Below are 26358 nucleotides of genomic sequence, written 5' to 3' on the forward strand. Positions count from 1 at the left end.
GCTACTCCCCTTCTTGTGCCAAGAGCTGATCCCGGATCTCGGTCAATGCGAAGCCCAGCCCGTTGCGGCCCCGCCATTTCATCGGATTCTCCGCATCCGGATTGCTCTTTCCCATCCCGATTCCCCAGATGCGGTCGCGCGGGCTTGCTTCCACGATGATCCGGTTTTTCGTCGTTTTCAGAAAATTCCACAGCTCCGGATTTTGCGAAAACTTGGCCGCGTTGCCCCGCTTCACGATCTCATAGCAGTTGCGCTCCCATATGTCCTTGTCGAAGTTTTTCACGGCGCGGCCGTAAGCTTTCATCTCTTTCGGATGCTTCGCGTTCATAATCGCCGCCTTCATCTCCTCGTCCCCGAACAGGCGCGCCTTCTCCGCCATCATATACTGTTCCGCGCAGGAATAGCGCTCGCCGCCGACGGTGAATTCGCTCATCCACCATTGGCTGAAGCAGCTCTGGTTGACGCTGCCGTCTGCCGGCGGCGTATGTCCCCAGAAGAACACATATTTGAATTTCTGCCCTGCGTTATAAGCCTTCCGCAGCGTTTCAATGTTGTAGATCATCATATCGACTCCCAGCTTCTCCGGTACAGCCGCGACGGGCGGTGACCGGCATTCTCCGTATAGTGATCCGTCTCCTCGACGAGTTGGGCCACCTTCCTCCGGAATGCGGCCTTCAGCAGCTCACGGTCGAGAATGACCTCGTATACTTGCTGCAATTCCGTCAAGGTGAACAGCTTCGGCATCAGATGCAGCGCAATGTCCGTATACTCCACCTTCCCCCGCAGCCGCTCGATGGCGCACGCGATAATCTTCGCATGGTCGAAGGCCAGCCCTTCATTGGAGACGATGGCATATTCGGTGGCATAGACCGTATCCGTCGACGTGATCTTCCGTTCCACGACGGCGGTCAAAGCGTCGTCTCCGTTGACCAGCCTTAACTCGTACTGCCGCGTCTTGACGTAGCCGGCCTCCAGCAGCTCCTTCGACTCCCGCAGCAGCCGGTAAGAGACCTGGAACCAGGCGGCGTTGTCGGCGTCGTCTCCCGCTTCCACCTGGACCTGGCTGCTGTCGATGAGCGCCATATACGAGCAGCTCATCACCCACGTCCGCGGGTCGCGGCCGGGCTCGCTGAACGTATACAATTGCTCCAGGTAGACGTTGTCCACGCCCGTCTCCTCCCGCAGCTCCCGCTGCGCCGCCTGCTCCGTCGTCTCCGCGGGCCGTACGAACCCGCCCGGCAGCGCCCACTGCCCCAGATAAGGATGCCCGCCGCGCTGAATAAGCAGGATGCGCAGCTCCTTCTCCGGGAGCTTGCGGTAATTCTCCTCCGCCGTATCCGTCACCGTGAAGATGACCATATCCGTAGCGACCGACGGGCGCTCATAATCCCCCGCGCGGTATTGCTCCAGGAACTCCCGTTCCGTCAGCCCGTTGCGATCCCGCAGCTCCATTGTTCATCACCTGTTCGTATCTATTTGATATTATCTAACTGATACTAACACGATACGCGACGGGGCGCGCTTTGTCAAGGTTGTCGCGGTTCGGTTGAAAAACAAGCCGTCTCCATCACAACGGAGAACAATGCGTGGTTTCATATGAGCCTAAGGCAAGGGGGAAGGATTGCGAAAGCTATGTTCCTGTGCAGGCAATCTTTCATTGCGCTTTCGAATCCAGCGTTTCCAAAACATCTTTAATAATGCGATAGATCAGTTTCTTTTCTTCCAAGGTCCGGTTATAAAGTAATGAATTTACGATTTCAAGCAAATGCGCATCTTCCAAATTGGAAGATAACACGTCTATCTCGTGCAATTGAAACATTTCCGCAGGCGTTACATTGAGACCATGGATCAGCTTCTCCAACGTTTCTATCGAAATATTGCGATCTCCCCGCTCGACAGAGCCTATATAGGAGGAATTGAGTCCTGCTTTTTCCGCTAATTCTTCTTGCGTAAGGTTATTTCGCTTTCTCAAATACCGTAATCTCTCGCCAATCAACTTCAACAACAACGGTTTACCACCTCTCTTTCAGGTTAGAGAAGCATCATACCCGAAAACAGAGTATTAAAGAAATGATTTGTTTGATATCTGTTCATATATACACTAAGATTAGGGATTAGTAATGTTTCTGCATAGGAACCCATGATGACGAAGAAGGGTGAAAGGGAATGCATTATTTTAATGTCGCTGTATGCCCCGATAAAAATAAGCTGCCTTATTTGCAAGGCAGCTTTGTTCGACCGCATTTCTATTTATTTGAAGATTGCCCGAAGGAAAGTGAGGAGGACGCTTACTCTCTCTCCTATCATAAAATGCAACAGATGATTGCCGCTACTCCTTACCAGGCTCATATTAATCTGTACGCTGCCCAGGTGGATTCGTTACTGAGAGGAGCGGTTGACGGCTTTATTCATTATCGCCCCCGTTCCAGCAGGAGATTGCTCGTATGGAAGATAGATTCTCTGCATAAGGACAGCAGAGCTTGGAATTACTATCAGCATGCCATCGAATAAAGATGCCCTCGCCACTCATCCGGGAAATCAAGCGAGTCTCGGGAAATTCCTCCACGAAGCCGTTCAGCCCGTCTTCCGTGAAATCGAGCGCGAACCGGAGCCAAGTCATAGGTTCGCCAGCCCTTCGCTCGCTGCAGCTCCGATTCGCTCCTTCTACAACCGGCAGATTGACGAAGAAACGGAGCTTCTTCTAGATCTTTTTCACGAATTCCGATTTTAACTTCATCGCTCCAAAGCCGTCGATTTTGCACTCAATATCATGGTCTCCATCGACCAAGCGTATATTTTTTACTTTTGTTCCGATTTTCACAACGGATGAGCTTCCTTTGACTTTCAAATCTTTAATCACGGTTACGGAATCCCCATCGCTCAGGACATTTCCATTGGCATCCCGGATGACCCGTCCATCCTCGTTAGCTTCCGCTTCGGCCCCTGGCGTCCACTCATGCGCACATTCCGGACAGACCAACAGATGTCCATCCTCGTAGGTATATTCAGAATTGCACTGTGGGCAGTTCGGCAAATTAGACATAATTACATGAGCTCCAATCGTTATTAATATGTTTATATACTGGCATAGATTTCTCATATTGGCAAATTGAATAGAGGTGCAAAACCACCCTGACCGAACCATGGGCGGCTTCCTTGCACGGTGCATAATCGGATTAGAATCGTACTCTTCAACCGGAAACCGGCTTTACCAGTTCGGCGCAATCAACTCGAAATAGGCATCATCCATAGAACGAATCCAGCGTTTATCCTCATTTTGATAAAATTAAAATATACGGTCCGATGGAGTCGGAAAAAACGTGACAACAGGCCCTTAGTTTTCTACACGGTCGGCTGTGCAGATGGCGGCGCTGCGGTGGTCTTCCGCGATCGTTCTCAGGCTGGAGGCAATCAGGAATTGGGCCGCGTAATACGTTATCATAATCAACGGCCCTGCGAAGACGACCTCGGATACAAATCTATCCCACGCCAAAATGGAGTCCGATGCCGCAAACAGCAAAGCGCCGGCCGTCGCCGGCTTATTTCCGGTCATGATCGCGGACCAAGCCATGAAGGAAATGACGATAATATAGAAAAGCACCGATGCAGCCAAGACGTAATTATCGGCGCGAATCAGCGCTTCAATCAGATGCCAGCTCATGAACGAAGCATAGGCCAGGATGGGAATGAGCATGAAGAAGCGAATGACGGAGAAGCGCCATCTGCTTATAAAAGCGGTCACATAGAACAAATGTCCGATGAGGAACGCAAACAGGCCAACCGTGAACCAGACCAACAGTCCGTCGCCCAGCATGCAGAAAAACAGCCCGAGTCCGATCATCCAATGGCATCTCTGACGGCTGGAAGGCATGTGAAGATAGCCGTAAGCGATAATCAGCCACATCGGAATTAATTTGAACAGAATCTTGACGGCTTCCGGCTCGCCAGGAATCACGAAAATATAAAGGATACCCATGACAACGATAAGTGCGGGCAGCCTATACTTCACCACAGGAACCTCTCCCTTCATGACGATATTCCATGGAAAAGCGATTCCGTATATCCTATTCCGCATGCCTGCGGCACATGTCTTCATGGCAAGCCGCCTCCCGCCATGGGCACAAAAAAACGGAGTGCCTCAACAAAGACACTCCGCATCTCGTTAACCTGTTCGATTCGATTAATCCCGGTTCGCCAGCTTGGCCAGGAGCCGGACAATCTCGATGTACAGCCATACGAGGGTCACGAGCAAGCCGAATGCCCCGTACCACTCCATATATTTCGGCGCGCCCTGCTGCGCTCCTTCTTCGATGAAGTTAAAGTCCAGCACGAAGTTCAGGGCTGCGATAATGACGATAACGACCGATATCCCGATGCCGATCGGGGTGCTGTCATGCAAATAAGGCACCGTGACGCCAAACATCCGCAGCACAAAGCTGAGCAGATAGACAATCGCGATTCCTGCCGTCGCGGCGAATACGCCGCGCTTGAAGCCTGCCGACGCCTTGATTAGGCCCGTCTTGTAGGCAAGCAGCATGCCCATGAACACGCACATCGTCAGCAAAGCCGCCTGGAGAGTAATGCCGTAGTACAATGATTCGTACTTGGCTGACAGCGCGCCAAGGAACAACCCTTCCGCAATGGCATAGACAGGCGTCAAAATCGGCGCCGTCGAAGGCTTGAAGCTGATAATCAGCGCCAGAATCAAGCCGCCAATCGCTCCGCCTACCATATAAGGCAACATTTCGTACCCATTGAAGAACATAGTCCAAGAGATCACGGCTGCCGCCACGAGCAGCGCCAGCGTCATGAACGATTTGTTCACCGTCCCGCCGATCGTCATCGTCTCTTGTCCATTGTAATGTCCGCTATTCTCAAACGTGTTTTCGTTGAGCGTCGGATTTCCGCTGCGACCAATCAAAATAAAAGAACCTCCCACTATGTATTTATCCCTATATTAGCATATGTTAATATATTCCTCCACCTTGATTGTGAGACAGGATGCAATGAACCCCGCGAAATGAACCCCCGAATCGCGCAATATGACACCTGTCATCCAAATCTCTTTACAGTTGTGAATGTTCTGTCCCCCTGTTCAGAACTACAATAAAGCCACAAGAACGAATAGGAGAAAAGGGGGAGCAATGTGGAGGAGCGCAAAGCGCGAATTCGGCTGCTGGATATTCTGCGAGGGTTCGCCATCCTGGGAACGTTAGGGACGAACATCTGGATATTCGCGCACTTAGGAGATTTATCTTATATTACGACGTATGAGTATGCCGGCTGGTGGAAGCCCGATGATCTGCTCAGGATGATCGCGTTATTTCTCGTGAACGGGAAGCTGCTTGGCTTGCTGACGATTATGTTCGGTGTAGGAATGGAATTAAAGTATCAGCAAGCGATGCGCACAGGGAAAGCTTGGCCGGGAGTTTATATGTGGGTCCTCATCATCTTGTTCATGGAAGGCTTGCTTCATTTCGCCCTGGTCATGGAGTTCGACATCCTCATGAGCTACGGAATCACCGGCATGATCGCAGCCTTCATCGTGCGAGGCGGCGACCGCCTTATATCGATGACGATGAGATGGATTGGCAGCGTCCATGGGGGCATCATCTTGGCCATCCTGCTTCTTTCCTTGATATCTCCCAAGATGTCGATGGGGAGCTTCGATCAGATTGTCGCGCTCTATCAAGACGGTTCTTGGCTGGAGCAAATCCAATATCGGCTGTCTTATTTCTTCCCGCTTCGCTTGGAAGCCATTCTCGTGATTCCGATGAATGTCTTTCTATTCTTGCTTGGCGTTCGTCTTATGCGCTCAGGGGTCTTTGCCCAAGATGAGAACGGCGCAAAACAGCGTAAAAAACTCATGAAACTGGGCATTTTTCTTGGTCTGCCGCTGAACCTGTTGATTTTTATCCCCGGAGGCGCCTTTGATCTGCCTGTGCGCTATCTATTTGCTCCCTTCCTCTCACTTGGGTATATAGCACTCATTGGGAAAATGATACAATATACGAAGTGGAACTGGCTGTGGCGCCTGCTTGAACATGCCGGAAAGATGTCTTTAAGCTGCTATGTCATGCAAAATATAATCGCTTCTGTTCTTTTTTACGGTTGGGGCTTTGCTCTAGGCGGAAAGCTGAATTCCTGGGAAATTATAGGAATCTGGATCGGCATCTCGATCTTCCAGCTATGGTTTGCCTCAACATGGCTTCGTGTCTTCAAGCTCGGGCCGATGGAATCGGTCCGCAGACGCGCAGTGGGACTCTTCGAATCCAGATAACCCGATAACCGAACTGGAGGTCATCCATGATATTCAAGATTTACCCGAGAGAACAAATCAAAAATTATTTGCTCATCGATGTGATCGCGATCGTGTATTTATTTTATATGGTTCTCAGCTCCAGTTCGAATCCGGGTCTCTTGGGAAGTCTCCTTCTTCTGCTTTCTTTTCTTGTTTCCTTTTATTTCGCACTGTGGCTGCGGAATGGATATCTACTGGCAGCCGTTCTAGCCGGTCTTGCCACGACGGCTCTGATCGGTTTCTATATCGACCCGCACCTTTTACTCTTTGGTTTTATATTTGCCGATCTGATTGGAAAGTCGAAGTCTAAGTGGCATATTGGTATCGGGGTTGCAGCCATTGGCCTCATGTTTATCTTGGTGTATTGGGAGAGGACGGACGACAATTTTCTATTCCTGCCTCTCATGATCGTTCAAATGCTCCTCCCTATCGTCATTTATATCATGGCAAAGGCAAAGCGCCTGCAAAGCAAGCTGGATGCCGCCAATCAACAGCTGGAAAAGTACATTCAACAGGAGGAAAGGCAGCGGATTGCGAGGGATCTACATGACACGCTCGGGCAAACCCTCATGATGATTAAACTGAAATGCGAGCTGGCCTCGAAGTGGGTAGATAAGAATCCATCGCAGGCCAAGGAAGAGCTCAAGGATATACTGTACACATCAAGAATCGCCTTGAAGCAGGTGAGAGAACTGGTTTCCGATTTGAAGTTCATCTCTCTGGCGAATGAAATCGAGCATTCCCGCAAGCTGCTGCATACGGCAGGCATTGATCTGGAGATCGTGAAAGATGGAATGCCTCCCCTGCTCGCAAGCGTAGAAGAAACGATGATTGCCCTCGCTGTTCGGGAAGCGGCGACCAATATTGTCAAACACAGTCAAGCAAAGAAATGTACAATCCGGCTGGAAACGATGAATAATCTGTATTGTGTATCGATAACGGATGACGGAGTCGGCCTGTTGCCTTCAGGAACCGGACATGGAATTCAGTCGATGAAAGAGCGGTTGCAAGCTCTTCATGGAACCTTTACGGTAGACAGCTCGCCTGGGAGGGGAACGGTTATTTCAATGCAGCTTCCGCTTCGTCAACACGGAAAGGAGAATCCTGCCCCATGATTCGAGTCGTCATTGCCGAAGATCAGCAGATGCTGCGCGGCGCCTTCGCCACCTTGCTCACATTCGAACCCGATATTGAAGTGCTGGCTGAAGTGCCGGACGGGAAGCAAGCCTGGGAGGCGATACAGCGGCATCAGCCTGATGTGTGCATACTGGACATTGAGATCCCTCTCATCAACGGCCTTGCGTTGGCTGAACAAATCAGAAATGCCGGCATGCCCTGCAAAATCATGATCGTGACTACGTTTGCCCGTCCCGGCTACTTACAAAAAGCGATCGAGGCTCAGGTGAATGGCTACTTGTTAAAAGATGAACCGATTGAACATCTGATTGAGTCCATTCGCCGAGTCATGGCGGGGGAACGGGTGATCAGCACCGATTTGGCCGCAGCGCTTTTTATGAAAGAAGAGAATCCGTTAAGCGACAGGGAGGCGGAGATGCTGCGCCTCACCAAGGCGGGCATGACGACAAGCGATATCAGCAAGGCTCTCTTCTTAACGAAGGGGACCGTGCGGAACTATTTGTCCTCCGCGATTCAGAAGCTGGAAGCGGAATCGAGGCAGCAAGCGGTGAATATTGCCGATGAGAAGGGCTGGCTCTAATTATATGCGGCAAGAGCCAGACGGGACAACGGCGGATGCGGGAAGCGGAAAAGAAGAAGGGTAAGGCGGCGGAAAATCGATGAGGAAGCAAAATTCTGCGTAGAACAGGCTGTTGGAAAACCCCTGTTTTTTGTGAAGGGGTGGAGAAGGTCCATTTTCCTCATCCAAACTTTGGCTCTTAGAGCGTTTTAAATCGATTTTTTTCTACCGGGAGAAGAGATCCACATCACAGGTGAAAAGTCCCATAGACTACTCAATGGCCTGATTTTACGGGATCCAATCGACCGCGTCGGATGCTGGGGGCATCATCGCCTTCAGGAAGCATTATCAGCCTGCTGGAAGCACTATCGGCCTGCTGGAAGCATCGTTGCCTCCTGGGGCTTGGATGTGTGGAGGAAATTGCTGCTATTTTACAGGAATTTCGGCTTAATGAGTCCCCATCCCGAGGAATTGCTGCAAATCTACATCATTTTAGGCCCTTTTGCTTCAAACCGAAGCGAAACGGGGGAAATTCCTGTAATTTTGCAGGATTCCCTTTCTGGAATAGTCGTCCATATCGAATTGCTGTATTTCTGCAGGATTTCGCTTACCGAATCGGCGTGCCTGGAAAAATCGTGGAGTTTGCGGATTTCGACTGCCGGATGGGCGTGTCTAGGGAAATGGTGCAGTTTTCAGGATGGTGGAAATATCCATTTTCCTACTCAAAACTTCTTTCTCAACAGCCTGGTAGAAGCAGGATTTTTTGCTATTTGAACCGTTAGTTGATGGGATTGCTGCAAAAGTGCATCAATTTTGGGTATATTCGGGGCTCGATCTCTTGAGATGGCTGAAATTCCTGCCGTTTTGCAGGAATGCCTGTAACAGAAAAAGCATCATAAGGAAATACTGCACTTTTACAGTTTTCTCGGCAAATCGAACTGCAAAAAGCCGGCGTGCCGAACATGGAATCGGGATAGACCACTCAAGGCCGAATACTTTTTGCATGAACGATGAAAAAGCGGGTACGTCATCCGCATTGCAAAATCGAACAACGCCACCATCGGCATGCTGTGTCCGATGGTTCCCGTAAGCTCCTCTCTTTTAACAAAGGCGGAAAAGGGCGGGCTGGAGGCGGCGGTTCACCCATTACAGCAAGCTGTACCGGCCCAGCTCGGAATCATGGCCTAGACGGAAGCCCTCTTGCCGGAGGGCTTCGCCGCCATCCTGCTACTGAATGCCGGCGCCATCGCTTATAATGAAAGAGGAACAGCTCATCCTGTACCTGGAACTGGAAACAGACACTCCTGAGTATAGACAGCGGAGGAGAAGACAGACATGACTGAAACAGCAGATTGGAAAAACGGCGCCCGCGGGCAGAAATTTGTCGCTTCCTTCAGCGGAGGGAAAGACAGCACGCTGGCGCTATACAAAGCGATGGAGGTTGGTGAAGCCATTGGCCTGATCGTTATGCTGGAGGAAGAAGGGCAGCGCTCCCGCTCGCATGGCATGCCGCCCGAGGTGGTACAAGCCCAAGCGGAAGCTATCGGCTTGCCTGTATATACGGCCGCCACGAGTTGGGCGGATTATGAGAAGAACTTTATGATCCTGTTGGCCACAGCGAAAAGCGAAGGAGCGGAAGTGTTGGTCACCGGCGACCTGGATGTGCCCGCGCATGGCTGCTGGCATGACAGAGTAACGAAAAATGCGGGCCTAAAGCTGGGGATGCCCCTCTGGGAGATGGATCATCTGGAAGCGGTCCGGCAGTTCATCGATCTCGGCTTCGTGACGATGCTGGTGACCGTGAATTTATCGTTAGGCATGCGGGAGGACGACCTGGGCCGAGTGCTGACCCACGAGTATGTGGAGGAGCTTCTCGCCCGCGGCATCGATCCTTGCGGAGAAGGCGGCGAGTTCCACACGACCGTCATCGACGGGCCATTGTTCAGACAACCCATCCCCGTTCGCAAAGGCGAGATATTAAAAAACGGCGAATATGCGTTTTTGCCTTTGGAGCTGGACAAGCCTTGAGACAAAACGGCCAGGCAAGCGGCTGCCCCCTGGAACCTGCCGAGAGGGAGCCGCTTATTCATGATTAGGGCCAGACGCATGAAGCACGAACGGGTTTTCCCAATTTGAGGCGATGGAAACCGCCCTACCACTCATTGGCCTCCATCATGTCTTCCGTTTTATCCCTCCCTTACGATAGGATTCAGCGGTCGACCGCTGTCCTTTCGTTAAATCTTGTCGTCAAGCCGGTTACCGCGACTCCGTTCACTCACCTTCCCCCATCCTCATGGGCACCGAAAATTTTGTTGGCCAACTCCGTAAACTTACCGCCCTTCACGATGGCTATGCCTTGTTCCTCGTCACCAAGAAGAAGCAGCGTGTCGCCGGGTTCAATTTCAAAGATCTCCCGCGCTTCCTTTGGAATGACGATTTTTCTTTTTCTCCGACTTTTGCTGCCCAAGCATATTAGCCTTTTTGGTCCTTTCATGATTCACCCCCCAAAAAGTAAGATTAGTTAGTTAAGTATGTCTAAGTACACTTTGTATAACCAATACATTGGCTATGAAATCCAGGTTCTTATTTGGTTCGCGATCGGCCGGTCCGAGAACAAATTTTGGGGCAATATTGTTTACATTCTCATAAAGACTTATAATCAAAAGAATCAAGAATAACGCCTATTTCCATCCCTTGAATACCTAAATTTTACATAACTTCGGCAATGTTGCACTTAACGGATGGTCTGCAACGAAATGATTATGGGCAGCAAATATCCGTTTTGCAGACACCTTTTTATGGAACCATCCAATAGATTATTTTCGTAAAGGAATAAGTGCTATATGCTCCCACTCATTAAGCAACTGCCCAAAATAAATAATGTTTCCCCTGCCTATCGAAATATAGTCTTGCTCATCGTGATTTTCGGGGGTCTCCTCTCTCTGCGATGGGCGTGGTCCGAGTTCTTTTATACATCGGGAGAACAGCGGGCGGTAAATGGCGTGCTCGACCTGCGCGGTATCGATCTGGAGCAAGCTCCCCCTTTCTACATGGACGGCGAATGGCATTTCTATCCGAATCAATTTATATCTTTTCAGGATCTGCAGTCTGATGACAAACCGTATCGCAACATTCAGGTTCCGGGAGATTGGGGGAGCGCGATGAACCCGGCTTCCGGTACTTCGTACGGGTACGGAACGTACCGGCTGCGCATTCTGATCGATCCGCTGGAGGAGCCTGTCGCGCTCTGGCTCCAAGGGATTCAGGCTTCATCGCAAGTGGAGATAAACGGATCGGACAAATACGGCGTCGGGAAACCTGCCGCGGCCGAGAAAGATTACTGGCCCAAAAGCGTCTCTTACACCGCTACCCACTCTGAGAAAGGAACAACGGAGCTTGAAGTGCTTATTCACGCGGCCAACTTCGATGAACCTTTTAACGGCGGTCTTGTACGCTCGATTCGCTTCGGCTCTCAGGCCTCCATTGATTATGTGCGTTGGTATTCTATCGGATTTCAGCTAGTGACGTTCGTTGTGCTGCTGCTCCACGGGATGTATGCATGGATCCTGTACCTGTTCAACCGCCAAGAACGGGCTTTGCTCATTACGTTTCTGTTAATGCTGACCGTCGGCATCGCGGTACTGATCGGTCATGACAACGTGCTGCAAATATGGCTTCCGATCAACTATACGTGGGCAATCAAGATCAAGTTGATCGCTCTCCTGTGGCAAAACTATTTTATCCTTGTTATTTTCAGAAGATTTGCTTCGGCTTCTTCGGGGAACGTATGGCTGAGGGCATACACCGCGGCAATCGTTGGCTTTACCGGGTTTCTGCTTGCCGCGCCCGCTTCATGGGTATACGGCGCAGTGCATTTCAACCTGTTTATTGCCTTTTATCTCTTTTCGTTCGCTTGGTTTTTTTATATCGTAGGAACGATGATCTTCAGAAAGCAGGGCGACAAGGACGTCGTGTTTCTGCTGCTCTCCGCAGCGGGTATGATCTCCAACTTACTATGGGGCATCCTGGAGTCGGTTCAAGAGGTTACGACCGTCTACTATCTCATCGATATTCTGGTGGCCATTATCGGATTTTCCACGTATTGGTTCAAAAAATATATCCATAATGCCAAGGAGAACGCCAAGCTGAACGAACAGCTCAAGGAAGCCGATCAGCTGAAAGACCAATTCCTGGCCAATACGTCGCATGAACTGAGAACGCCGCTTCACGGGATTATGAATATCGCTCAGACCGTGGTAACGAAAGAGAAGGAAAAGATGAATGCAAGCAGCGTGAAAGATATGGAGCTGCTGATCACGATCAGCCGCCGCATGTCGCATATGCTTGGCGATCTGCTCGATATCGCGCTTCTCAAGGAGCACCGCGTCGTGCTGCAGCAAGAGCCGCTGCGGATTCAATCGCTCGTTCCCGGCGTCATCGCGATGCTGAAATTTCTGACCGAAGGCAAGCCCGTCCAACTCCAGATGGATATCGACGAATCGCTGCCTCCCGTAATGGGGGATGAGAAAAGGCTTGTGCAAATTTTGTACAACTTATTGCATAACGCCCTCAAATATACGACGGAGGGAACGATCACCGTCTCCGCCCGGACGAGGGGCAAGAATGCCGTCATTCTGGTCTCCGACACCGGGGTCGGCATGGATGAGGAGACCCAGGCGCGCGTGTTCCTCCCTTATGAGCAGGGCTCTCCCGGCATCAGCGATGGGAGAGGCATTGGACTGGGCTTGAGCATTTGCAAGCAACTGGTGGAATTGCACGGCGGCACCTTGAACGTTCGCTCCGAGCTGGGCAAGGGCTCCGTCTTTAGCTTCACTCTGCCATTGGCTGACCGATCGCCGTTCCCGCCGTCGCAAGGCCCTGCTTACCCCGATCAGCGTACCGTCGGGACCAGAGTCGAGCCGGTTGGGTTTACCTCGGCCAATCCGACAAGCGGGGAATTGGCGGCCACCGTACCGATCCCGCCGCTGTTGCCGGACGGGAACGTTCATATTCTTGCCGTGGATGACGATCCGGTCAACCTGAATGTGCTTGTTGGGATACTGTCGACGGAACCGTATACGGTCACCACCGTCCAATCGGCCCGCGAAGTATTGGAGCTGCTGGGAACACAGCAATGGGATTTGCTGATTGCCGATGTCATGATGCCGCACATGTCGGGCTATGAGCTGACGCAGCGAGTAAGGGAGCACTATTCCGTGTCCGAGCTTCCGATCCTGCTGCTCACCGCCCGAAGTCAGCCAGCGGACATCTACACCGGTTTCTCGGCCGGAGCCAACGATTACGTGACCAAGCCCGTAGACGCGCTCGAGCTGAAATCCCGCATCAAAGCGCTGACTACATTGAAGCAATCCATTAATGAAAGATTGCGCATGGAGGCGGCTTATCTGCAAGCGCAGATCCAGCCTCATTTTCTGTTCAACACGCTGAACTCGCTGATGGCGCTAAGCGTAATTGATACGCAAAAAATGCGCAGGCTGGGGAATGCGTTCGCCTCCTTTTTACGAATTAGCTTCGACTACCTCAACACGGGGGAACTGGTCGAACTGTCGCGTGAATTGGATCTGGTCGAAGCCTACTTATACATTGAGAAAGAGCGGTTCGGAGACCGGTTGTCTATCGTCCGGGAGATTGAGCCCGGCATCGACGCGCTCCTCCCGCCTCTCTCCATTCAGCCGCTGGTCGAGAATGCCGTCAAGCATGGCCTTCTCAGCCGCAATGAAGGCGGCACGATTCAGCTTCGGATAACTCGCGGAGATGGGTTCACGCGGATTGAAGTCACAGACAACGGCAACGGGATGGAACCAGACAGGGTGGCCCATCTGCTGAGTCCGACCCTGAAGGGGAAGGGCGGAATCGGGCTCGCCAATACGAACCGAAGATTGATTCAATTGTACGGCCGCGGCTTGTCTATTGTCAGCCAGCCGAATGAGGGAACAACCGTATCGTTTGTCATTCCGGATCAACATCAGTAATAATCTATAAGAAGCCAGTCATGAAGCGTTCCCGGTCTAAGGCAGGCCGGGGACATCGGAGCTGGTTTGCCTTGCGCTGCAAGCTTTGATAACGAGGAGGTACCACACGATCTGATGATCAAACAATTATTAAAGTGGCTGGCCTGGGTCGTGCTCACCCCCATTGCTGCGCTTGCCATTTTTCTCATCTATATGACCGCAGCGGATGATAAGCCCCCTGCTCAAGTCGAGCTTCCAACCAACAATAACACTGGCTCTACGCTGAAGCGGGGCCAGCCGTTCACCGTCACGACATTCAATCTCGGCTACGCCGGTCTCGACCAAGGACAGGACTTCTTCATGGACGGCGGAACGATGTCCCGCTCCCGCAGCAAGGAACAGACGGAAGCGAACCTGAGCGCTATGGCCGATTTTCTAAAGGACACCCGATCCGATCTGTATATCCTGCAGGAAGTAGACGTTCATTCTTCACGCAGCCATCATATTAATCAGGTTCAGATGATTAGCGACAGCCTGCCGGAGTACAGCAGCACCTTCGCCTATAACTATAAGGTGGCATGGGTTCCCGTGCCGCTGACCCATCCGATGGGCGCGGTGCAGAGCGGCTTGCTGACGTTATCGAAGTTCCACAGCCGCTCTCACACCCGCTTCGATCTGCCGGGCAAAGAGAGCTGGCCAGTGCAGCTCTTTGAACTGGATCGCGCATTTATCGAGAGCCGCTTCCCCGTCGATAACGGTAAAGAGCTCGTGCTGATTAACCTGCATTTATCGGCCTTCGACAAGGGCGGCACCATCCGCAAACAACAGCTTGATTTTCTGGGAGAATATATACAGCAAGAAATGGAGAAGGACAACTACCTCATCCTCGGCGGCGATTGGAACCACGCCTTGCCGGGAACCGACCACCGCCGCTTTCCGTCGCGGCAGGAATGGCCGCAGTGGCTGCAGCCCTTCCCGGACACCTTCGCTCCGGCTGGTTTCCAATGGGCGGTGGACCCGGGCACGCCCTCCGTCCGCACGCTGGACAGCGCGTATCGGCCAGGGATTACCTTCCTCGCGGTCATCGACGGCTTCCTCGTCTCTCCGAATGTCGAAATCGCCGCTGTGACCGGACACGCTCTGAACTTCGAGAACAGTGACCATAATCCGGTGACCGGAAGGTTTATATTGAAATAAGCCGGACGCCAAGAGAGCCAGCGCCTCTGATTGTCGGAGATGCTGGCTTTTTTGTGGTTGCTGCGATTTTCCGTCATTAGAGTGAGTGATTCTCCTATGTATTCGACAACGGTTTCGCGCTGCAGTCGCATTTATCGTTTCTCTGTGTATTAAAATACGGTCTGGGTAAGCACTATTTTAGCATCGTGTGTGCGTGTCGTGCTGATCGTCCTCCGATCGATTAGGGCTCTACAGGAGAAGATGCGTTCAAGCCGGAACAGGCCCCAGACACCAGCCGGAAATGATGCAAAAATACAGGATTCTACAGCGGCGGAATATTTGAAAACGCAATCCTGCAAAAATGCAGGAATTTCACTCAATTTCGCCTGAATAGGTCGCAGTTTGAGGAAATTGATGCAGCTGTGCAGCAATTTCGTTATATTTTCGTTGGTTCAACTTAAAATGCTGCACTTTTGCAGGAACTGGAGGCTTTCGCTTGGCGCTGTCCTGCTTCTTGGCAACGTTATCCCATTGCCCTGTACAGCGCGCTTCTTGGCGCTAAGCTGCGATAGTGCGGCCCATTGAGCGTGTTTAGGGGGCTTTGTTGCGTTTCCCCTTGAGTCCGATTAGGCCTTTCATTCGCTTGGCAGCAATATGTTAGCCCGCCCCAAGCCGCTGTATACTCTCCTGCCAGAACTGTGCGCATGATAAAAAAGGCCACCGCATCTCCTTCCAAGCAGTGGCCTCCATACTGCCGAGGAACAAAAAAACCGCATCCCCGCGGTCTTTTGTTGGTTTCACATATGTATAGATAATCCGCTACTATATTCTTACCGCCTGAGCCATGATGCCTTTTGCCTGCAGCGCAGCTTCCGTTTCCGCATTGGCTGGGCGGTAACCCTTCTCCATCAGTTCTCTAATGTACATCTTGTTGTAAATGAATGAAAAAATAATACCCGGAATCCATGCTCCCAAACCAAGGGTAAAGAGACCAAATAGAACTGCACAAATAAACATAATAGCAGCCCATTTCAGATCTCCGCGGAACAGCGCAGGAAAAAATCCGAAAAAGAAAGTGGTCCAACTAAATCCGAGTTTCACATTCTTGGCAGCGCCTTGCGCATTAACTAACTGTACATGCATCGATTATCCCCCCGCATTGAAATATCTGACAACCGTCACAATTATAGCTGTGAGCGCTAACTTTGTCGAGGAATTATTTTCCTTTTCACAAAATTAAAAATGTTCCTATTTTCTTCAACTCTATACGCGCAGAGATTGGAACCACTCCTTACGGGACTCGATTATACCCGATTCCCCTTCAGGAGAAGCCATGATCTGGCTTCTCCTGCGTGGGAGCACCGGCCGAATCATCTATATCCCCGCCCAGACATCTTTCGCATACCTTCCGGACGTCTGCAGATTGCCCAGCCAGTTGACCGCTTCTTGTTCATCCACCCCGTGGATATCCTGATAAGCCTTCTTCAGTTCGTTCTCTACATCTGGAGCCATTTTACTGCCGTCTCCACATACGTAAAGCCGCCCTCCGCCGTCGAGAATGCGGATGATTTCTTCTGCATTCTTCGCCATCAGTTGCTGGACATAGGTTTTGGGCACACCTTCCTTGCGAGAAAAAGCCGTATGAAGCATAACGACTCCATCCCTTTCATATTGTTCAAGCTCATCACGGTAAAGATAGTCCGCTTCGTTCCTGCAGCCAAAGTAAAGATGGGCTTCTCCCAGCGCTTGTCCTTCCCGCTTCATTATAGCGCGGGCTTGCAGAAAACCGCGGAATGGCGCTACTCCCGTCCCCGGACCTACCATGATAATCGGAGTCTGCGGATCTTCGGGGAGTTGGAATCCGGAAGCCGGCGTTCGGACGAACATGACAATATCGTCTCCCGGCCTGCGGTCCGCCAAGTAATTCGAGGCCACGCCAAGATATTCGCCTCGTCCGCGCCAAGCCTGCCCTCGGACGACCCCAACCGTAATGCTGGCGCGTTCCTGGTCCATCCGCGGGGAGCTGGATATCGAATAATATCGCGGTTTAAGCGGAGGCAGAAGCTCCACGAACTTCTCGAACGGGATCTCGCACGCTTCGTATTTTTCAACAAGATCCAGCATCGTAATCCGCTTCTTCAAGACTTGCTCTTCATATGTCCCCTCCTCTAGCAACGCTTCCAATTCACGCTTATGTGGAGGACACACCGTGAAAGCGGCCACTTCGCGGATTTGGGCCCGAGTTGCGGCTTCTTGCACCTCTACGCTATGGCTTAGCAGATCAAGAAGAGAGATTGGCCGCTCTAAAGGCAGATGGGATGCACTGGCTCCGCTTGCAGTCAAAATCACTTGATCTTTTTCACGCAAACCAAACCGCCGCAAAATGCGATCGATAGGGTCCTTGCGGTTGCTTGGAAAAACTCCAAGGTGATCGCCCTCCTGATAGGTCATCCCATCCGGCAATTCAATCTCGATATGGCGTGTGCTTCGTTCGCTGCCAGGCTGCTGCAGTTCCCGATTGGCCGCGATTGTTGCATGAACCGCTTCATACGCTTGGGCGAGCGGAGTTTCCGTCAAGCCGCTTACATACTGAATGCTGAGTGTGCTCCGTTCTTTTTCCGCATTTTCATTCAATTTTAAATCGAATGTCTTCATCGCATCGGCCCACATTTGACTTTTCCATGCTTCGAGTTGCTTTTCAAAGTCACCGCTTGCATCGGCCTCCCCGCGAAGGGAAAATCTCGTCGCTCCTTTCTCGGCTAGCTGTTCATCAATGAACCTCGGGACCGCTTGATACGTGGCCGCCCAATTGTGGTCCCCGCAACCAAATACGGCATAGCGAACCCCGCGAAGCTCACCCGGCTCGACCTGTTCCAACCATTGCACAAACTGTTTCGCATTGTTGGGCGGCTTCCCGTTATACGAAGAGGTGATGATGATCAGGGCGCCTTCCTCCGGCAGTTTGCCTAACCGGTCATCAAGGGTTGCCGCCTCGCTTCGGATGCCGTGCAACCGGGCAAGATCCGCCAGTTCTTTGGCAATCCGCTCGGCTGTTCCCATATCTGAACCGTAGAGAACGAGCAAAGGCCGATTATGGACGCCGATGATGGAGGCCGCCTCTCTTTTATTTTCCGGGCCAGGATCACCGTCAAGGTTGCTCTCCGGTTGGATGGGATACGGATTGGCGAGTTTTTTGTCTCGTAATTGCACACGGATTTTGAAGTCGGCCGGTTTCAGTGTCAGGGTTTGCTTTACTCTCAACTGATAGTTCAAATGATCCGTCAGTTCAAAGTGCTGAAGGATCAATCCGAGAACTAACGCCGCTTCGTGAAGCGCAAATTGCATCCCGATGCAAGCCCGTTGGCCATTCCCGAACGGTTTATAGGCATGGTTGGGAACTGTGGCGGGGTCTTCAAACCGTTCCGGCCGGAAGATCTCCGCATCCTCCCCCCATGCTCCCTTATCGCGATGAAGCTTGGGCAAAATAATGGAAACGGCTTCCCCTTTTTTGATGGGATATTTCCCTCCAATCACGGTGTCTTCCTTGGCGAAAAGACTAAATTGGGGAGCAGTCGGCCATAAGCGCAAAGCTTCATTTAAAATCATGCGCACATATTTCAGCTTCAGAACCTGCTCATACGTAGGCAACGGGCCGGTCAATACTTCATCCACTTCTCTGTATGCCTTTTTGAGAACCTCCGGGTTCTTCAATAAAAAGTAAATCGCAAACGACAGCAACCCGCTTGTCGTTTCATGACCCGCGATCAGGAACGTAATAATTTGAAACCGAATATTTTGATCATCCAGTGGTTGTCCCGTCTCAGGATCCTTGGCGGTCAGCATTCTGGCTAGTAGATCCGTTCCTCCCTGATCCCCGCTTGCTTTACGCTCGGCGATAATTTTATCGACTAAGGAGAACATCGACTGAATATCGCGCTCGTACTGACGTCTGGTGATTAACATCAGCTTGTTTTGAAGCGGCAAACGGCTGCTATAATGCATGGCCTCATCCAGAGCCCGAACCATACTGACGATAAAAGGATTAGGGGTTTCTCGATAGAAACTATTGAAACGATAGTCAAATCCGCATAAGCCAATGGTGTCCAGCGTGAGCCGCGTCATATCGTCCGGAACGTCGATACTTTCATCCGGATTCAAGCGGGCCCATTTTTGGACAAGCTGCAAAGCGATGTCCAGCATCCTGTCATGATACCCCTTCATGGCTTGCAGGCTGAAGGAAGGCATCAGAATGTGATGCGCTTTTTGCCAATTGGGTTCGTCCGTTAGACTGGTGAATAGTCCGTCCCCCGCAAAATCACGTACTTTGAGCAAATGACCTATCGCTTTGTCAAAACGCGACTGGTCACATACTTCGGCTACTAAGTCAGGGCCGGAGACGATAATTACGGATCTTCCCATTAACTCGAATCTAAAAATTGGGCCGTACTCGTCAGCAAGCTTGCCGAAAGACAACGTCGGTGAGTCCTTATCAATTAAGGGTAAATTTCCGAGAACCCCATAGGTTCTGGGCTGCGGTATCGGCATTTGTTGGTCCATCTAGAAAACTCCTCTGCAATAACGTTAACCATTGTAACGGCAGGCTCATTCGAATTACCGTTAGGGAAGAAAATCGGCGATTTGGTTATATCCTCCTCCCTAATCTCCCCCAAATTGGCGAATTCAATTATGGAAGCCCGGACGCGGAGGGATCCCAGCTTCGAATAGGAAAGGCAGCTTGACATGTACTTGAATAATATGTGGACAGTACGAGAATAATTCAACGTAAACGTCCAGCAAAACCCATTAAAACTATAAAAATGAATGAAGATATACAACGAAACTTTAAAAAAAACAAAAAAAATCATTTCAATACAGTCCAATTTCGATTACACTATAAATGTCTTCATAAAATGGAATTGGGGTGTTTGAGATGGATCAATACAAGTTTAGTCCTGAACACAATAAAATGACTTGTTGATGCTATTGTTGATGGTTATCGTGACTATATTGAACATCGGAAAGATCGCAAATCAAAAATGAAGATTAGCTCCGCTTTTTCCTGGACGAAAGGTAATTTTATTGAAAGCAAGCTCGCCGAAGAGTGCATTCGTCACGGCTTCACATATAAGAAATCAAAAGCGGGATGAACATGGGATTACCTGCAATTCATACATGGAGACTCGAAGATTCTTTTTCTTATAAAAAATGCGGCTTATTTCAATGAAGAATGCTTTTCACAAGCAAAACTGCCTAACAATAGTGGAAAGAAAGGTCTGCAACGGACCTATCTCCATGAACTCTCGAAAATCAATAAGGACTTAGCACTCCCCTCAACACGGCAATCATCGAAAAGAGGGAACGAAACAGAAGCGGTTGAACAGCTTTCCTTATTCATTCTGGAGAGCCGGGTGAAAGATGAGCTAGACGATTTCGCATCGTCCTACAATCAGTTCCATATCCTTACATACGCACTCGATGAGGCATATCAAATATCTGAAATCAGACACTATTTGCCTAATCTAAATAATAACGTCGCTTACCTCGTAGAGGATCTCTCCGACTTTATCTCCGGAGCTGAGTTAACTGAAGAGGATCGCGATGTAGTGGCGCCTGCAATGAACGATGATGTTATGGATCCAGCCGCGTTTGATATCGGGATTTATGAAGAGGAACAACAAAATTCATAAATAAACAGATTGATGTTAGGGAAATAAGGAGGGAGCAGGCATGTTCATTGGTAAAAATCTAGCCAATTTACGGATCATGCATGGATATTCGCGAAAGCAGCTCTCCGAAATGTTAGGTGTTACAGAACAAGCCGTCTGGCAGTACGAGAACGCTTATACATCTCCGAAAATGCAGATCGTGAACGAATTGAAACGAATTTTTAGCGTAAAAAGTAAATATTTTTATACGGAAGACATGCTTGCACGATACATGACGCCTGCCAATGTCGACGTAATGAACATCGCATATCGTTCAAAAGTATTGAATGTCATTTCGAAGACGCAGGCAGAAGCGAAGCATATTGAATATTTAGATGCTTTTGTGAACTACGTAACGGCCAAAGTCAGCCTTCCTACCTTAAAAATCATTAAGTTAAGGGACGAGGTTATTGAGTATCTAAACGATACAGGTGAAGACAGATCTACTCAAATATATCATGTCGCTCATTTGGCGCGAAAAAGGCTCGACTTACCGAATTCTAATAATGATGATCTCATGTTCCTGATCGAAAAGAGCGGAGTGTTCGTTTTTGAGAAGGCGATTGGCGAGGAAATTGATGCTTATAGTCTCTGGACCCAAAACGATCGACCCTATATCATTTTGGGTAATAGGAAACGATCGGCTGTTCGGAGGAACTTCGATATCGCACATGAATTGGGTCATTTGTTGCTTCATTATCGCCTTGAATTTGCTAACTTAGATCGGAAAGAGCACAAAATGATTGAGAATGAAGCGAATCTATTTGCCGGAGCATTATTACTGCCGGAAGACGAATTCGCAATTGACATGAAGGATGTATCCCATATCACGAATCCAGATGATTATTTAGATTTGAAAGCGAAATGGAAAACTTCGTTGCAAGTGTTGGGATATAGGGCAGCTAATCTTGGGATCATCGAACCGAAAGATCATCGGAACTTTTACGCGGCAATGCACCGGAAAGGTTATTTAAAAGTTGAACCGCTTGATGATGTCATTCCAATCCAGAAACCAATGAAAATCAAAACAATCATTGATCTGGTTTCAAAAAGGGGTCTCTTGGATATTGGGCATATGATTGAAAACGATTGGAAAGTAGAAGTATCCTTCTTTCATCATATGACAGGAATTGATCCAAGCTTTTTTAATAAGTACATGACGAGAAACTTGGATTTCGGCTTCGACAATGTTACCAAAATACCTGAGCGTATTTCTGCAGATAAAATATAAGCGATCGTCCCCTTCAAGCAGTCACTCAAAAGACCTCACGTCATCATGAGAAAACGAGTCAACTTGAAGGGGATATTTTTATCGGATGGATTATATTATCAAGTCGCCATCATTTGGATCATTCTCACTATCTACATCACAGGCTGCAGTTCACTGTGCAGACCAAGCATCCGCGCTTTTTCCGTACGAATGTCATGGATAAGATCCGGGTTTTCCACTAAGGACAATCCATAAGAAGGAATCATTTCTTTTATTTTCGGCTCCCACTCTTTTAGATGCTGCGGGAAGCATTTCTCGATGACCTCCAGCATGACGGACACGGCGGTTGAAGCCCCCGGAGAAGCGCCGAGCAAGGCGGCTATCGATCCATCGGCGGCACTGACGACTTCCGTTCCGAATTGAAGCGTTCCTTTACCGCCGGCAACCGTATCTTTGATGACTTGCACGCGCTGGCCCGCCACCAATAGATCCCAATCCTCGCTTTTGGCATTCGGAATAAACTCCCGCAACTCTTCCATGCGCTTTTCCTTGGATAACAAAACTTGCTGGATTAAGTATTTTGTCAACGACAGGTTTTTTGCGCCCGCCGCCAACATCGTCAATACATTATTCGGTTTTACCGAACCTATCAAATCAAACATGGAACCGGTTTTTAAGAACTTTGGCGAGAAGCCGGCAAACGGTCCAAAGAGCAGCGATTTTTTATTGTCGATAAATCTGGTGTCCAGATGCGGAACCGACATTGGAGGCGCGCCAACCTTCGCTTTTCCGTATACTTTGGCATGATGCTGCGCTACCACTTCCGGATTATTGCACACCATAAATAACCCGCTTATCGGGAACCCTCCAATATGCTTTCCTTCAGGAATGCCGCATTTTTGAAGCAAAGGAAGACTTCCTCCCCCGCCGCCGATAAAGACAAATTTGGCGGTATGGCGTTCGACTTCGCCTCGATCATTCCGTACTTTCAATTCCCACAAGCCATCGCTCGTACGTTTAATATCCTCTACTCGATGTTGATAATGGATATCGACGTTTTTATTCTGTAAGTGATCGAACAATATGCGCGTTAAAGCGCCAAAGTTGACATCTGTGCCGGATTCGATTCTTGTTGCCGCTATCGGTTCATTCAAGGTACGGTCTTTCATAATCAGAGGGATCCACTCCATCAATTTTTCCGGGTCATCGGAAAATTCCATCCCTTGAAACAGCGGATTGTTTGATAGCGCTTCAAAACGTTTTTTCAAAAACGCTACATTTTGCTCCCCCTGGACTAAACTCATATGCGGCAAAGGCATAATGAAGTCTTGCGGCTTCCGAATCAGATTGCGGTCGACAAGATAAGACCAAAACTGGAGTGAAACTTGGAACTGTTCATTCACTTTGATCGCTTTGCTAATATCGATGGTCCCGTCCGGCTTTTCGGTTGTGTAATTCAGTTCGCACAGCGCAGCATGCCCCGTTCCCGCGTTATTCCATTCGTTAGAGCTTTCCTCTCCTGCGCTTGCCAGCTTCTCAAACACTGTAATTTCCCAGTACGGCACTAATTCCTTCAACAATGTCCCCAAAGTCGCACTCATGATTCCAGCACCAATTAAGATAACGTCTGTTTCGGTTTGTCTGCTGCTCATTTTTACCGCCCTTATACTCTGATATTTGAAGAAAAGATGTAGTCGCTCCCGCCAGTTCCCCTAACATAGCAGCCGGAACGTGATCGGAATCATATACCTTTTCTATTATTGCCTAATCATAGTATACCACTATCATTGAAAGATTAAGATATTTACTATTATATGACAGTTACAAAGTAATTAAAAGGCAGGAAATTCTCTAACGCTGGCCCTTAAGAGATAACTTAACTAAAGTTTCCTCTTGCTCATGATTAGTACCCGCACCAATATGCCGAAATTTATCGCTTTCCCTTATGATAGCTTATCTGGTCTCTCAGCGAAAAAAGGCCGCCGAAGTAATCGGGGGCCTGATTGTCGTGATTAAACGTGTCTTCTTCATTGAATATATGTATCCGTTTATGTGGCCGGCGTTGATCTTTCCTTCCACTTCTCCTTCAATGCTTTTAAATCCTCTACGAAGAACCTTAGTAAATTGGGTCTCCTTCTTACGGCAAGCGGGTGATAGGTAAAGCTGATCGGGATACCCTCAAACTCGTGCCAGCTCCCTCGCAATTCCTTGACACTGGCGTTCTCCTTCTGTGGGAATATTGCTTCCGCCACGACATTCCCAAAACCAAATAATACCGACGGCTGCTTCTGCAGGAGCTGTAAGTGTAGATGGGGAAGACATGCTGCTCTGGCCTCAGGCTTATTGTAAGCACGAATCGGCCGGCATTTAAGCAAATAAGTGACATAAACCGCGTTTGTATCGATACCCGCTTCCCTCATGCCATGCTGGAGTGTCTCCCGGGTACCGCACAAAAACGGATTTCCTTGCCGATCCTCGCGGGCTCCCGGATTATCCAGGATCAACAGGATCTTGGCTTTCGGATTTCCTTCACCCCAGATAACACGAGTCCGTTGCTTGGATAGCTCGCAACATTCACAATGCTGAAGACCTTCGGGCGCTTGTTCTTCAGGGAAGATGATAAAGGGATGACTCATTTCCGTGTCATGCAGCTCCTTCCTTTCTTTCGCACCAATGTATTCATTATCCCCCACCAGAGCAAAAACTTGCCTTTCTTTAGGTTACGGTTCCCCTGACTTATCTTGAGCGACGGCAATTTACTTGAATCAGCATTCCCAGTGATCAACCGGCAACACCCCCGTATTTCCTGCATATTTATAGATCAGCGCAGCAAAAAGGCCCCTTCACAAGATACACGGAAACGTTGGCCGTAAGTAATGGCAATAAGGAGGCGTTTTGAATGAAGACTAAATATATAAAAGAGTTTTTCCTTTTTCCCGATATATGCATCATGTGCGGAATCTTCTTGGTCAGTGTTAGCCTGCTCATTCCAGGCCTGACAACCATTGGCCCATGGATTGCATTCGCCATAGGCATGGCCGCTTATGCCGCCGCCGAGTATTTTACGCATCGTTTCCTGTTTCACCTAAAAACTCCGAAAAATCCCTTCTTGTTAAAATTACTTAAGCGTTTACATTATGATCATCACGCCAATCCGAATGACCTGCATTTGTTGTTTCTGCCTTTGTGGTATACTCTGCCGAACCTCGCCATCGCGGGAACCATCGCCTACTTTATTTCAGCACGCCTCGTGATTGCGAATGCTTTTCTCGCTGGCGTGATCCTGTTCCTCTTGTTTTATGAGTGGAAGCACTATATCGCCCATCGTCCGGTTACCCCCGTCTCCCCATGGGGCCGTTGGATGAAGAAAGTCCATTTATGGCATCACTATAAAAATGAAAATTACTGGTACGGCGTGACAAACCCGGTTTTTGATCTCGCCTTGGGAACCTTTGAGGATCAAAAAAATGTCGAGCTAAGCCAGACGGCCCGCAACCTTGAACAACGCGATAGTAAAAAGCTTGATCTCTAAAGAAAAACAACCCGTCAAACGCCAAAGTTTGCGGGTTGCTTTTATAAGCGAGAATCGCATTTTTCTTCTGAAACAGCTTTACGGAAAATCCAGCTCGTCATCAATAACGCGGAACATTTCCCTGATCCGATCCGGGTACCGGGCATCCAGTTCTTCCCACTGACGATTCGGTAAAATCAAAAAGTCGTGAGTATCGGACAAATACGAGGCTTCAAAAAGACGAATTTCGTATTTGTCCTTAATCAACTCCTGAAACCCCCGAATCGTAATATAGCGATCTTTTCCGGTAAAGGTGAGTGGTATCGAATGCAGTTGTCCATTGTAGGTAATGTCCAGCCCTTTGTCCGTATTCGCTACCTCGACCGTCTCATCCGACAGCATTTCACCGAACAATCGGACGATATCCTCGTCGTACTCTCGCCAATCTACGGTAACGCCGTGTACGAAAGCGAACACAACCGGAATTTGCTTCTCGACCGTAAGCTCGTCCGCTAGTTCATTCACGTCATCCATTATTTGATAGCGCTCGAATGTCTCGCGATGCTTCTCAATAAATTGTTGAAGCTGCCGCTCGTCTCCATCGAATAGAATTGTCAGCTCGCTGTCGCTCGGCATTCTCATCCCCGTGTCCTCCTTGTGTTCACGCAATCGACCGGAATCACTTCTTGAGCTTCCCCTGGTACAACTTGAAGTTGTTCTTGACCTGTCGTAACAGACCGAAGCCCGAATATAAGTTTCACTATTTAACTTAAATATAGTTTATCTA

General features: G+C 49.5%; 21 protein-coding genes and 3 pseudogenes. 11 read left to right on the forward strand and 13 right to left on the reverse strand.

The annotated features are described in order from the left end of the window. Window position 1 precedes the first annotated feature (1 nt). The 3 genes from L6439_RS27555 to L6439_RS27565 form a co-directional block, all read right to left on the reverse strand. The gene (locus tag L6439_RS27555) at window positions 2-562 is read right to left on the reverse strand and encodes a riboflavin biosynthesis intermediates N-glycosidase (RefSeq protein WP_213471016.1); all 561 of its coding nucleotides are present in this window, start codon (window positions 560-562) and stop codon (window positions 2-4) included. After that, the gene (locus L6439_RS27560; protein WP_213471018.1) at window positions 562-1452 is read right to left on the reverse strand and encodes an NUDIX hydrolase; all 891 of its coding nucleotides are present in this window, start codon (window positions 1450-1452) and stop codon (window positions 562-564) included. The genes L6439_RS27555 and L6439_RS27560 overlap by 1 nt, the downstream gene beginning before the upstream one ends. A gap of 202 nt (window positions 1453-1654) precedes the next feature. Beyond that, window positions 1655-2008 carry a helix-turn-helix domain-containing protein gene (locus L6439_RS27565; protein WP_237096671.1) on the reverse strand — a complete coding sequence of 118 codons (354 nt, stop codon included), beginning with the start codon at window positions 2006-2008 and terminating at the stop codon, window positions 1655-1657. 158 nt (window positions 2009-2166) lie between these two features. Here L6439_RS27565 and L6439_RS27570 point away from each other — a divergent pair, with 158 nt between their 5' ends. Continuing rightward, the gene (locus tag L6439_RS27570) at window positions 2167-2511 is read left to right on the forward strand and encodes a hypothetical protein (RefSeq protein ID WP_168181839.1); all 345 of its coding nucleotides are present in this window, start codon (window positions 2167-2169) and stop codon (window positions 2509-2511) included. Window positions 2512-2701: 190 nt separating this feature from the next. On the opposite strand, the gene L6439_RS27575 is transcribed toward L6439_RS27570, so the two are convergent. The 3 genes from L6439_RS27575 to L6439_RS27585 form a co-directional block, all read right to left on the reverse strand. Then, window positions 2702-3043, reverse strand: a complete 342-nt coding sequence (locus tag L6439_RS27575; RefSeq protein WP_168181840.1) for a zinc ribbon domain-containing protein YjdM — start codon at window positions 3041-3043, stop codon at window positions 2702-2704. 291 nt (window positions 3044-3334) lie between these two features. Continuing rightward, complete coding sequence (locus L6439_RS27580) at window positions 3335-4096, reverse strand: lysoplasmalogenase (RefSeq protein ID WP_306434373.1); 762 nt, start codon at window positions 4094-4096, stop codon at window positions 3335-3337. A gap of 84 nt (window positions 4097-4180) precedes the next feature. Further along, window positions 4181-4921, reverse strand: coding sequence for a Bax inhibitor-1/YccA family protein (locus tag L6439_RS27585; RefSeq protein WP_168181841.1), 741 nt, complete (start codon window positions 4919-4921; stop codon window positions 4181-4183). Window positions 4922-5146: 225 nt separating this feature from the next. Here L6439_RS27585 and L6439_RS27590 point away from each other — a divergent pair, with 225 nt between their 5' ends. From L6439_RS27590 to L6439_RS27610, 5 genes are all read left to right on the forward strand, one after another. Further along, the gene (locus L6439_RS27590) at window positions 5147-6280 is read left to right on the forward strand and encodes a DUF418 domain-containing protein (RefSeq protein WP_168181842.1); all 1134 of its coding nucleotides are present in this window, start codon (window positions 5147-5149) and stop codon (window positions 6278-6280) included. A 26-nt stretch (window positions 6281-6306) separates the two neighbouring features. Then, on the forward strand, window positions 6307-7416 hold the full coding sequence (locus L6439_RS27595) for a sensor histidine kinase (RefSeq protein ID WP_168181843.1): 1110 nt from the start codon (window positions 6307-6309) through the stop codon (window positions 7414-7416). Further along, on the forward strand, window positions 7413-8018 hold the full coding sequence (locus L6439_RS27600) for a response regulator transcription factor (protein ID WP_168181844.1): 606 nt from the start codon (window positions 7413-7415) through the stop codon (window positions 8016-8018). Before L6439_RS27595 ends, L6439_RS27600 begins: the two co-directional genes overlap by 4 nt. 429 nt (window positions 8019-8447) lie before the next feature. After that, on the forward strand, window positions 8448-8771 hold the full coding sequence (locus tag L6439_RS27605) for a hypothetical protein (RefSeq protein WP_213471019.1): 324 nt from the start codon (window positions 8448-8450) through the stop codon (window positions 8769-8771). 561 nt (window positions 8772-9332) lie between these two features. Continuing rightward, on the forward strand, window positions 9333-10025 hold the full coding sequence (locus L6439_RS27610) for a Dph6-related ATP pyrophosphatase (protein ID WP_213471021.1): 693 nt from the start codon (window positions 9333-9335) through the stop codon (window positions 10023-10025). Between the two features lie 247 nt (window positions 10026-10272). Here the strand turns inward: L6439_RS27610 and L6439_RS27615 are convergent, their stop codons facing one another. After that, complete coding sequence (locus L6439_RS27615; protein ID WP_213471023.1) at window positions 10273-10491, reverse strand: AbrB/MazE/SpoVT family DNA-binding domain-containing protein; 219 nt, start codon at window positions 10489-10491, stop codon at window positions 10273-10275. Between the two features lie 349 nt (window positions 10492-10840). Between L6439_RS27615 and L6439_RS27620 the strand changes: the two genes are divergently transcribed. Both L6439_RS27620 and L6439_RS27625 read left to right on the forward strand, forming a co-directional pair. Continuing rightward, window positions 10841-13990 (forward strand): hybrid sensor histidine kinase/response regulator, encoded by a 3150-nt coding sequence (locus L6439_RS27620; protein ID WP_168178568.1) that lies wholly within the window; start codon window positions 10841-10843, stop codon window positions 13988-13990. A gap of 114 nt (window positions 13991-14104) precedes the next feature. Beyond that, on the forward strand, window positions 14105-15166 hold the full coding sequence (locus tag L6439_RS27625; RefSeq protein WP_213471025.1) for an endonuclease/exonuclease/phosphatase family protein: 1062 nt from the start codon (window positions 14105-14107) through the stop codon (window positions 15164-15166). Window positions 15167-15967: 801 nt separating this feature from the next. On the opposite strand, the gene L6439_RS27630 is transcribed toward L6439_RS27625, so the two are convergent. From L6439_RS27630 to L6439_RS29830, 3 genes and pseudogenes are all read right to left on the reverse strand, one after another. Then, entirely contained in the window at window positions 15968-16288 is a 321-nt protein-coding gene (locus L6439_RS27630; protein WP_168178566.1) for a DUF2628 domain-containing protein, read from the reverse strand. 231 nt (window positions 16289-16519) lie between these two features. Then, window positions 16520-18259 (reverse strand): annotated as a pseudogene (locus tag L6439_RS29825) (diflavin oxidoreductase); the annotation flags it as partial. Between the two features lie 89 nt (window positions 18260-18348). Next, window positions 18349-19702: pseudogene (locus tag L6439_RS29830) on the reverse strand (cytochrome P450); the annotation flags it as partial. 373 nt (window positions 19703-20075) lie between these two features. Here L6439_RS29830 and L6439_RS27640 point away from each other — a divergent pair. Continuing rightward, window positions 20076-20832, forward strand: a pseudogene (locus L6439_RS27640) (spr1630 family ClpXP-sensitive toxin). A 40-nt stretch (window positions 20833-20872) separates the two neighbouring features. Next, on the forward strand, window positions 20873-22081 hold the full coding sequence (locus tag L6439_RS27645; RefSeq protein WP_213471028.1) for a spr1629 family repressor/antitoxin: 1209 nt from the start codon (window positions 20873-20875) through the stop codon (window positions 22079-22081). A 131-nt stretch (window positions 22082-22212) separates the two neighbouring features. On the opposite strand, the gene L6439_RS27650 is transcribed toward L6439_RS27645, so the two are convergent. Together L6439_RS27650 and L6439_RS27655 are read right to left on the reverse strand one after the other, a co-directional pair. After that, window positions 22213-23712 (reverse strand): malate:quinone oxidoreductase, encoded by a 1500-nt coding sequence (locus L6439_RS27650; RefSeq protein ID WP_213471029.1) that lies wholly within the window; start codon window positions 23710-23712, stop codon window positions 22213-22215. A gap of 396 nt (window positions 23713-24108) precedes the next feature. Beyond that, a complete protein-coding gene (locus L6439_RS27655) occupies window positions 24109-24696 on the reverse strand; it encodes a uracil-DNA glycosylase (RefSeq protein ID WP_213471040.1) in 588 nt (195 codons plus the stop codon). Window positions 24697-24959: 263 nt separating this feature from the next. Here L6439_RS27655 and L6439_RS27660 point away from each other — a divergent pair, with 263 nt between their 5' ends. Further along, window positions 24960-25592, forward strand: a complete 633-nt coding sequence (locus L6439_RS27660; RefSeq protein ID WP_213471030.1) for a sterol desaturase family protein — start codon at window positions 24960-24962, stop codon at window positions 25590-25592. 78 nt (window positions 25593-25670) lie between these two features. Here the strand turns inward: L6439_RS27660 and L6439_RS27665 are convergent, their stop codons facing one another. Continuing rightward, window positions 25671-26213 carry a hypothetical protein gene (locus L6439_RS27665; RefSeq protein WP_213471031.1) on the reverse strand — a complete coding sequence of 181 codons (543 nt, stop codon included), beginning with the start codon at window positions 26211-26213 and terminating at the stop codon, window positions 25671-25673. Between the last annotated feature and the right edge of the window lie 145 nt (window positions 26214-26358).

It is taken from the genome of Paenibacillus dendritiformis (assembly GCF_021654795.1).
In the GTDB taxonomy this organism is placed as follows: Bacteria; Bacillota; Bacilli; order Paenibacillales; family Paenibacillaceae; genus Paenibacillus_B.

Coding starts and splice junctions, on each gene's coding strand:
- L6439_RS27555 (WP_213471016.1), bottom strand. CDS start 562: ATGATCTACAACATTGAAACGCTGCGGAAGGCTTATAACGCAGGGCAG.
- L6439_RS27560 (WP_213471018.1), bottom strand. CDS start 1,452: ATGGAGCTGCGGGATCGCAACGGGCTGACGGAACGGGAGTTCCTGGAG.
- L6439_RS27570 (WP_168181839.1), top strand. CDS start 2,167: ATGCATTATTTTAATGTCGCTGTATGCCCCGATAAAAATAAGCTGCCT.
- L6439_RS27575 (WP_168181840.1), bottom strand. CDS start 3,043: ATGTCTAATTTGCCGAACTGCCCACAGTGCAATTCTGAATATACCTAC.
- L6439_RS27580 (WP_306434373.1), bottom strand. CDS start 4,096: ATGAAGACATGTGCCGCAGGCATGCGGAATAGGATATACGGAATCGCT.
- L6439_RS27595 (WP_168181843.1), top strand. CDS start 6,307: ATGATATTCAAGATTTACCCGAGAGAACAAATCAAAAATTATTTGCTC.
- L6439_RS27600 (WP_168181844.1), top strand. CDS start 7,413: ATGATTCGAGTCGTCATTGCCGAAGATCAGCAGATGCTGCGCGGCGCC.
- L6439_RS27605 (WP_213471019.1), top strand. CDS start 8,448: ATGAGTCCCCATCCCGAGGAATTGCTGCAAATCTACATCATTTTAGGC.
- L6439_RS27610 (WP_213471021.1), top strand. CDS start 9,333: ATGACTGAAACAGCAGATTGGAAAAACGGCGCCCGCGGGCAGAAATTT.
- L6439_RS27615 (WP_213471023.1), bottom strand. CDS start 10,491: ATGAAAGGACCAAAAAGGCTAATATGCTTGGGCAGCAAAAGTCGGAGA.
- L6439_RS27620 (WP_168178568.1), top strand. CDS start 10,841: ATGCTCCCACTCATTAAGCAACTGCCCAAAATAAATAATGTTTCCCCT.
- L6439_RS27625 (WP_213471025.1), top strand. CDS start 14,105: ATGATCAAACAATTATTAAAGTGGCTGGCCTGGGTCGTGCTCACCCCC.
- L6439_RS27630 (WP_168178566.1), bottom strand. CDS start 16,288: ATGCATGTACAGTTAGTTAATGCGCAAGGCGCTGCCAAGAATGTGAAA.
- L6439_RS27645 (WP_213471028.1), top strand. CDS start 20,873: ATGTTCATTGGTAAAAATCTAGCCAATTTACGGATCATGCATGGATAT.
- L6439_RS27650 (WP_213471029.1), bottom strand. CDS start 23,712: ATGAGCAGCAGACAAACCGAAACAGACGTTATCTTAATTGGTGCTGGA.
- L6439_RS27655 (WP_213471040.1), bottom strand. CDS start 24,696: ATGAGTCATCCCTTTATCATCTTCCCTGAAGAACAAGCGCCCGAAGGT.
- L6439_RS27660 (WP_213471030.1), top strand. CDS start 24,960: ATGAAGACTAAATATATAAAAGAGTTTTTCCTTTTTCCCGATATATGC.
- L6439_RS27665 (WP_213471031.1), bottom strand. CDS start 26,213: ATGAGAATGCCGAGCGACAGCGAGCTGACAATTCTATTCGATGGAGAC.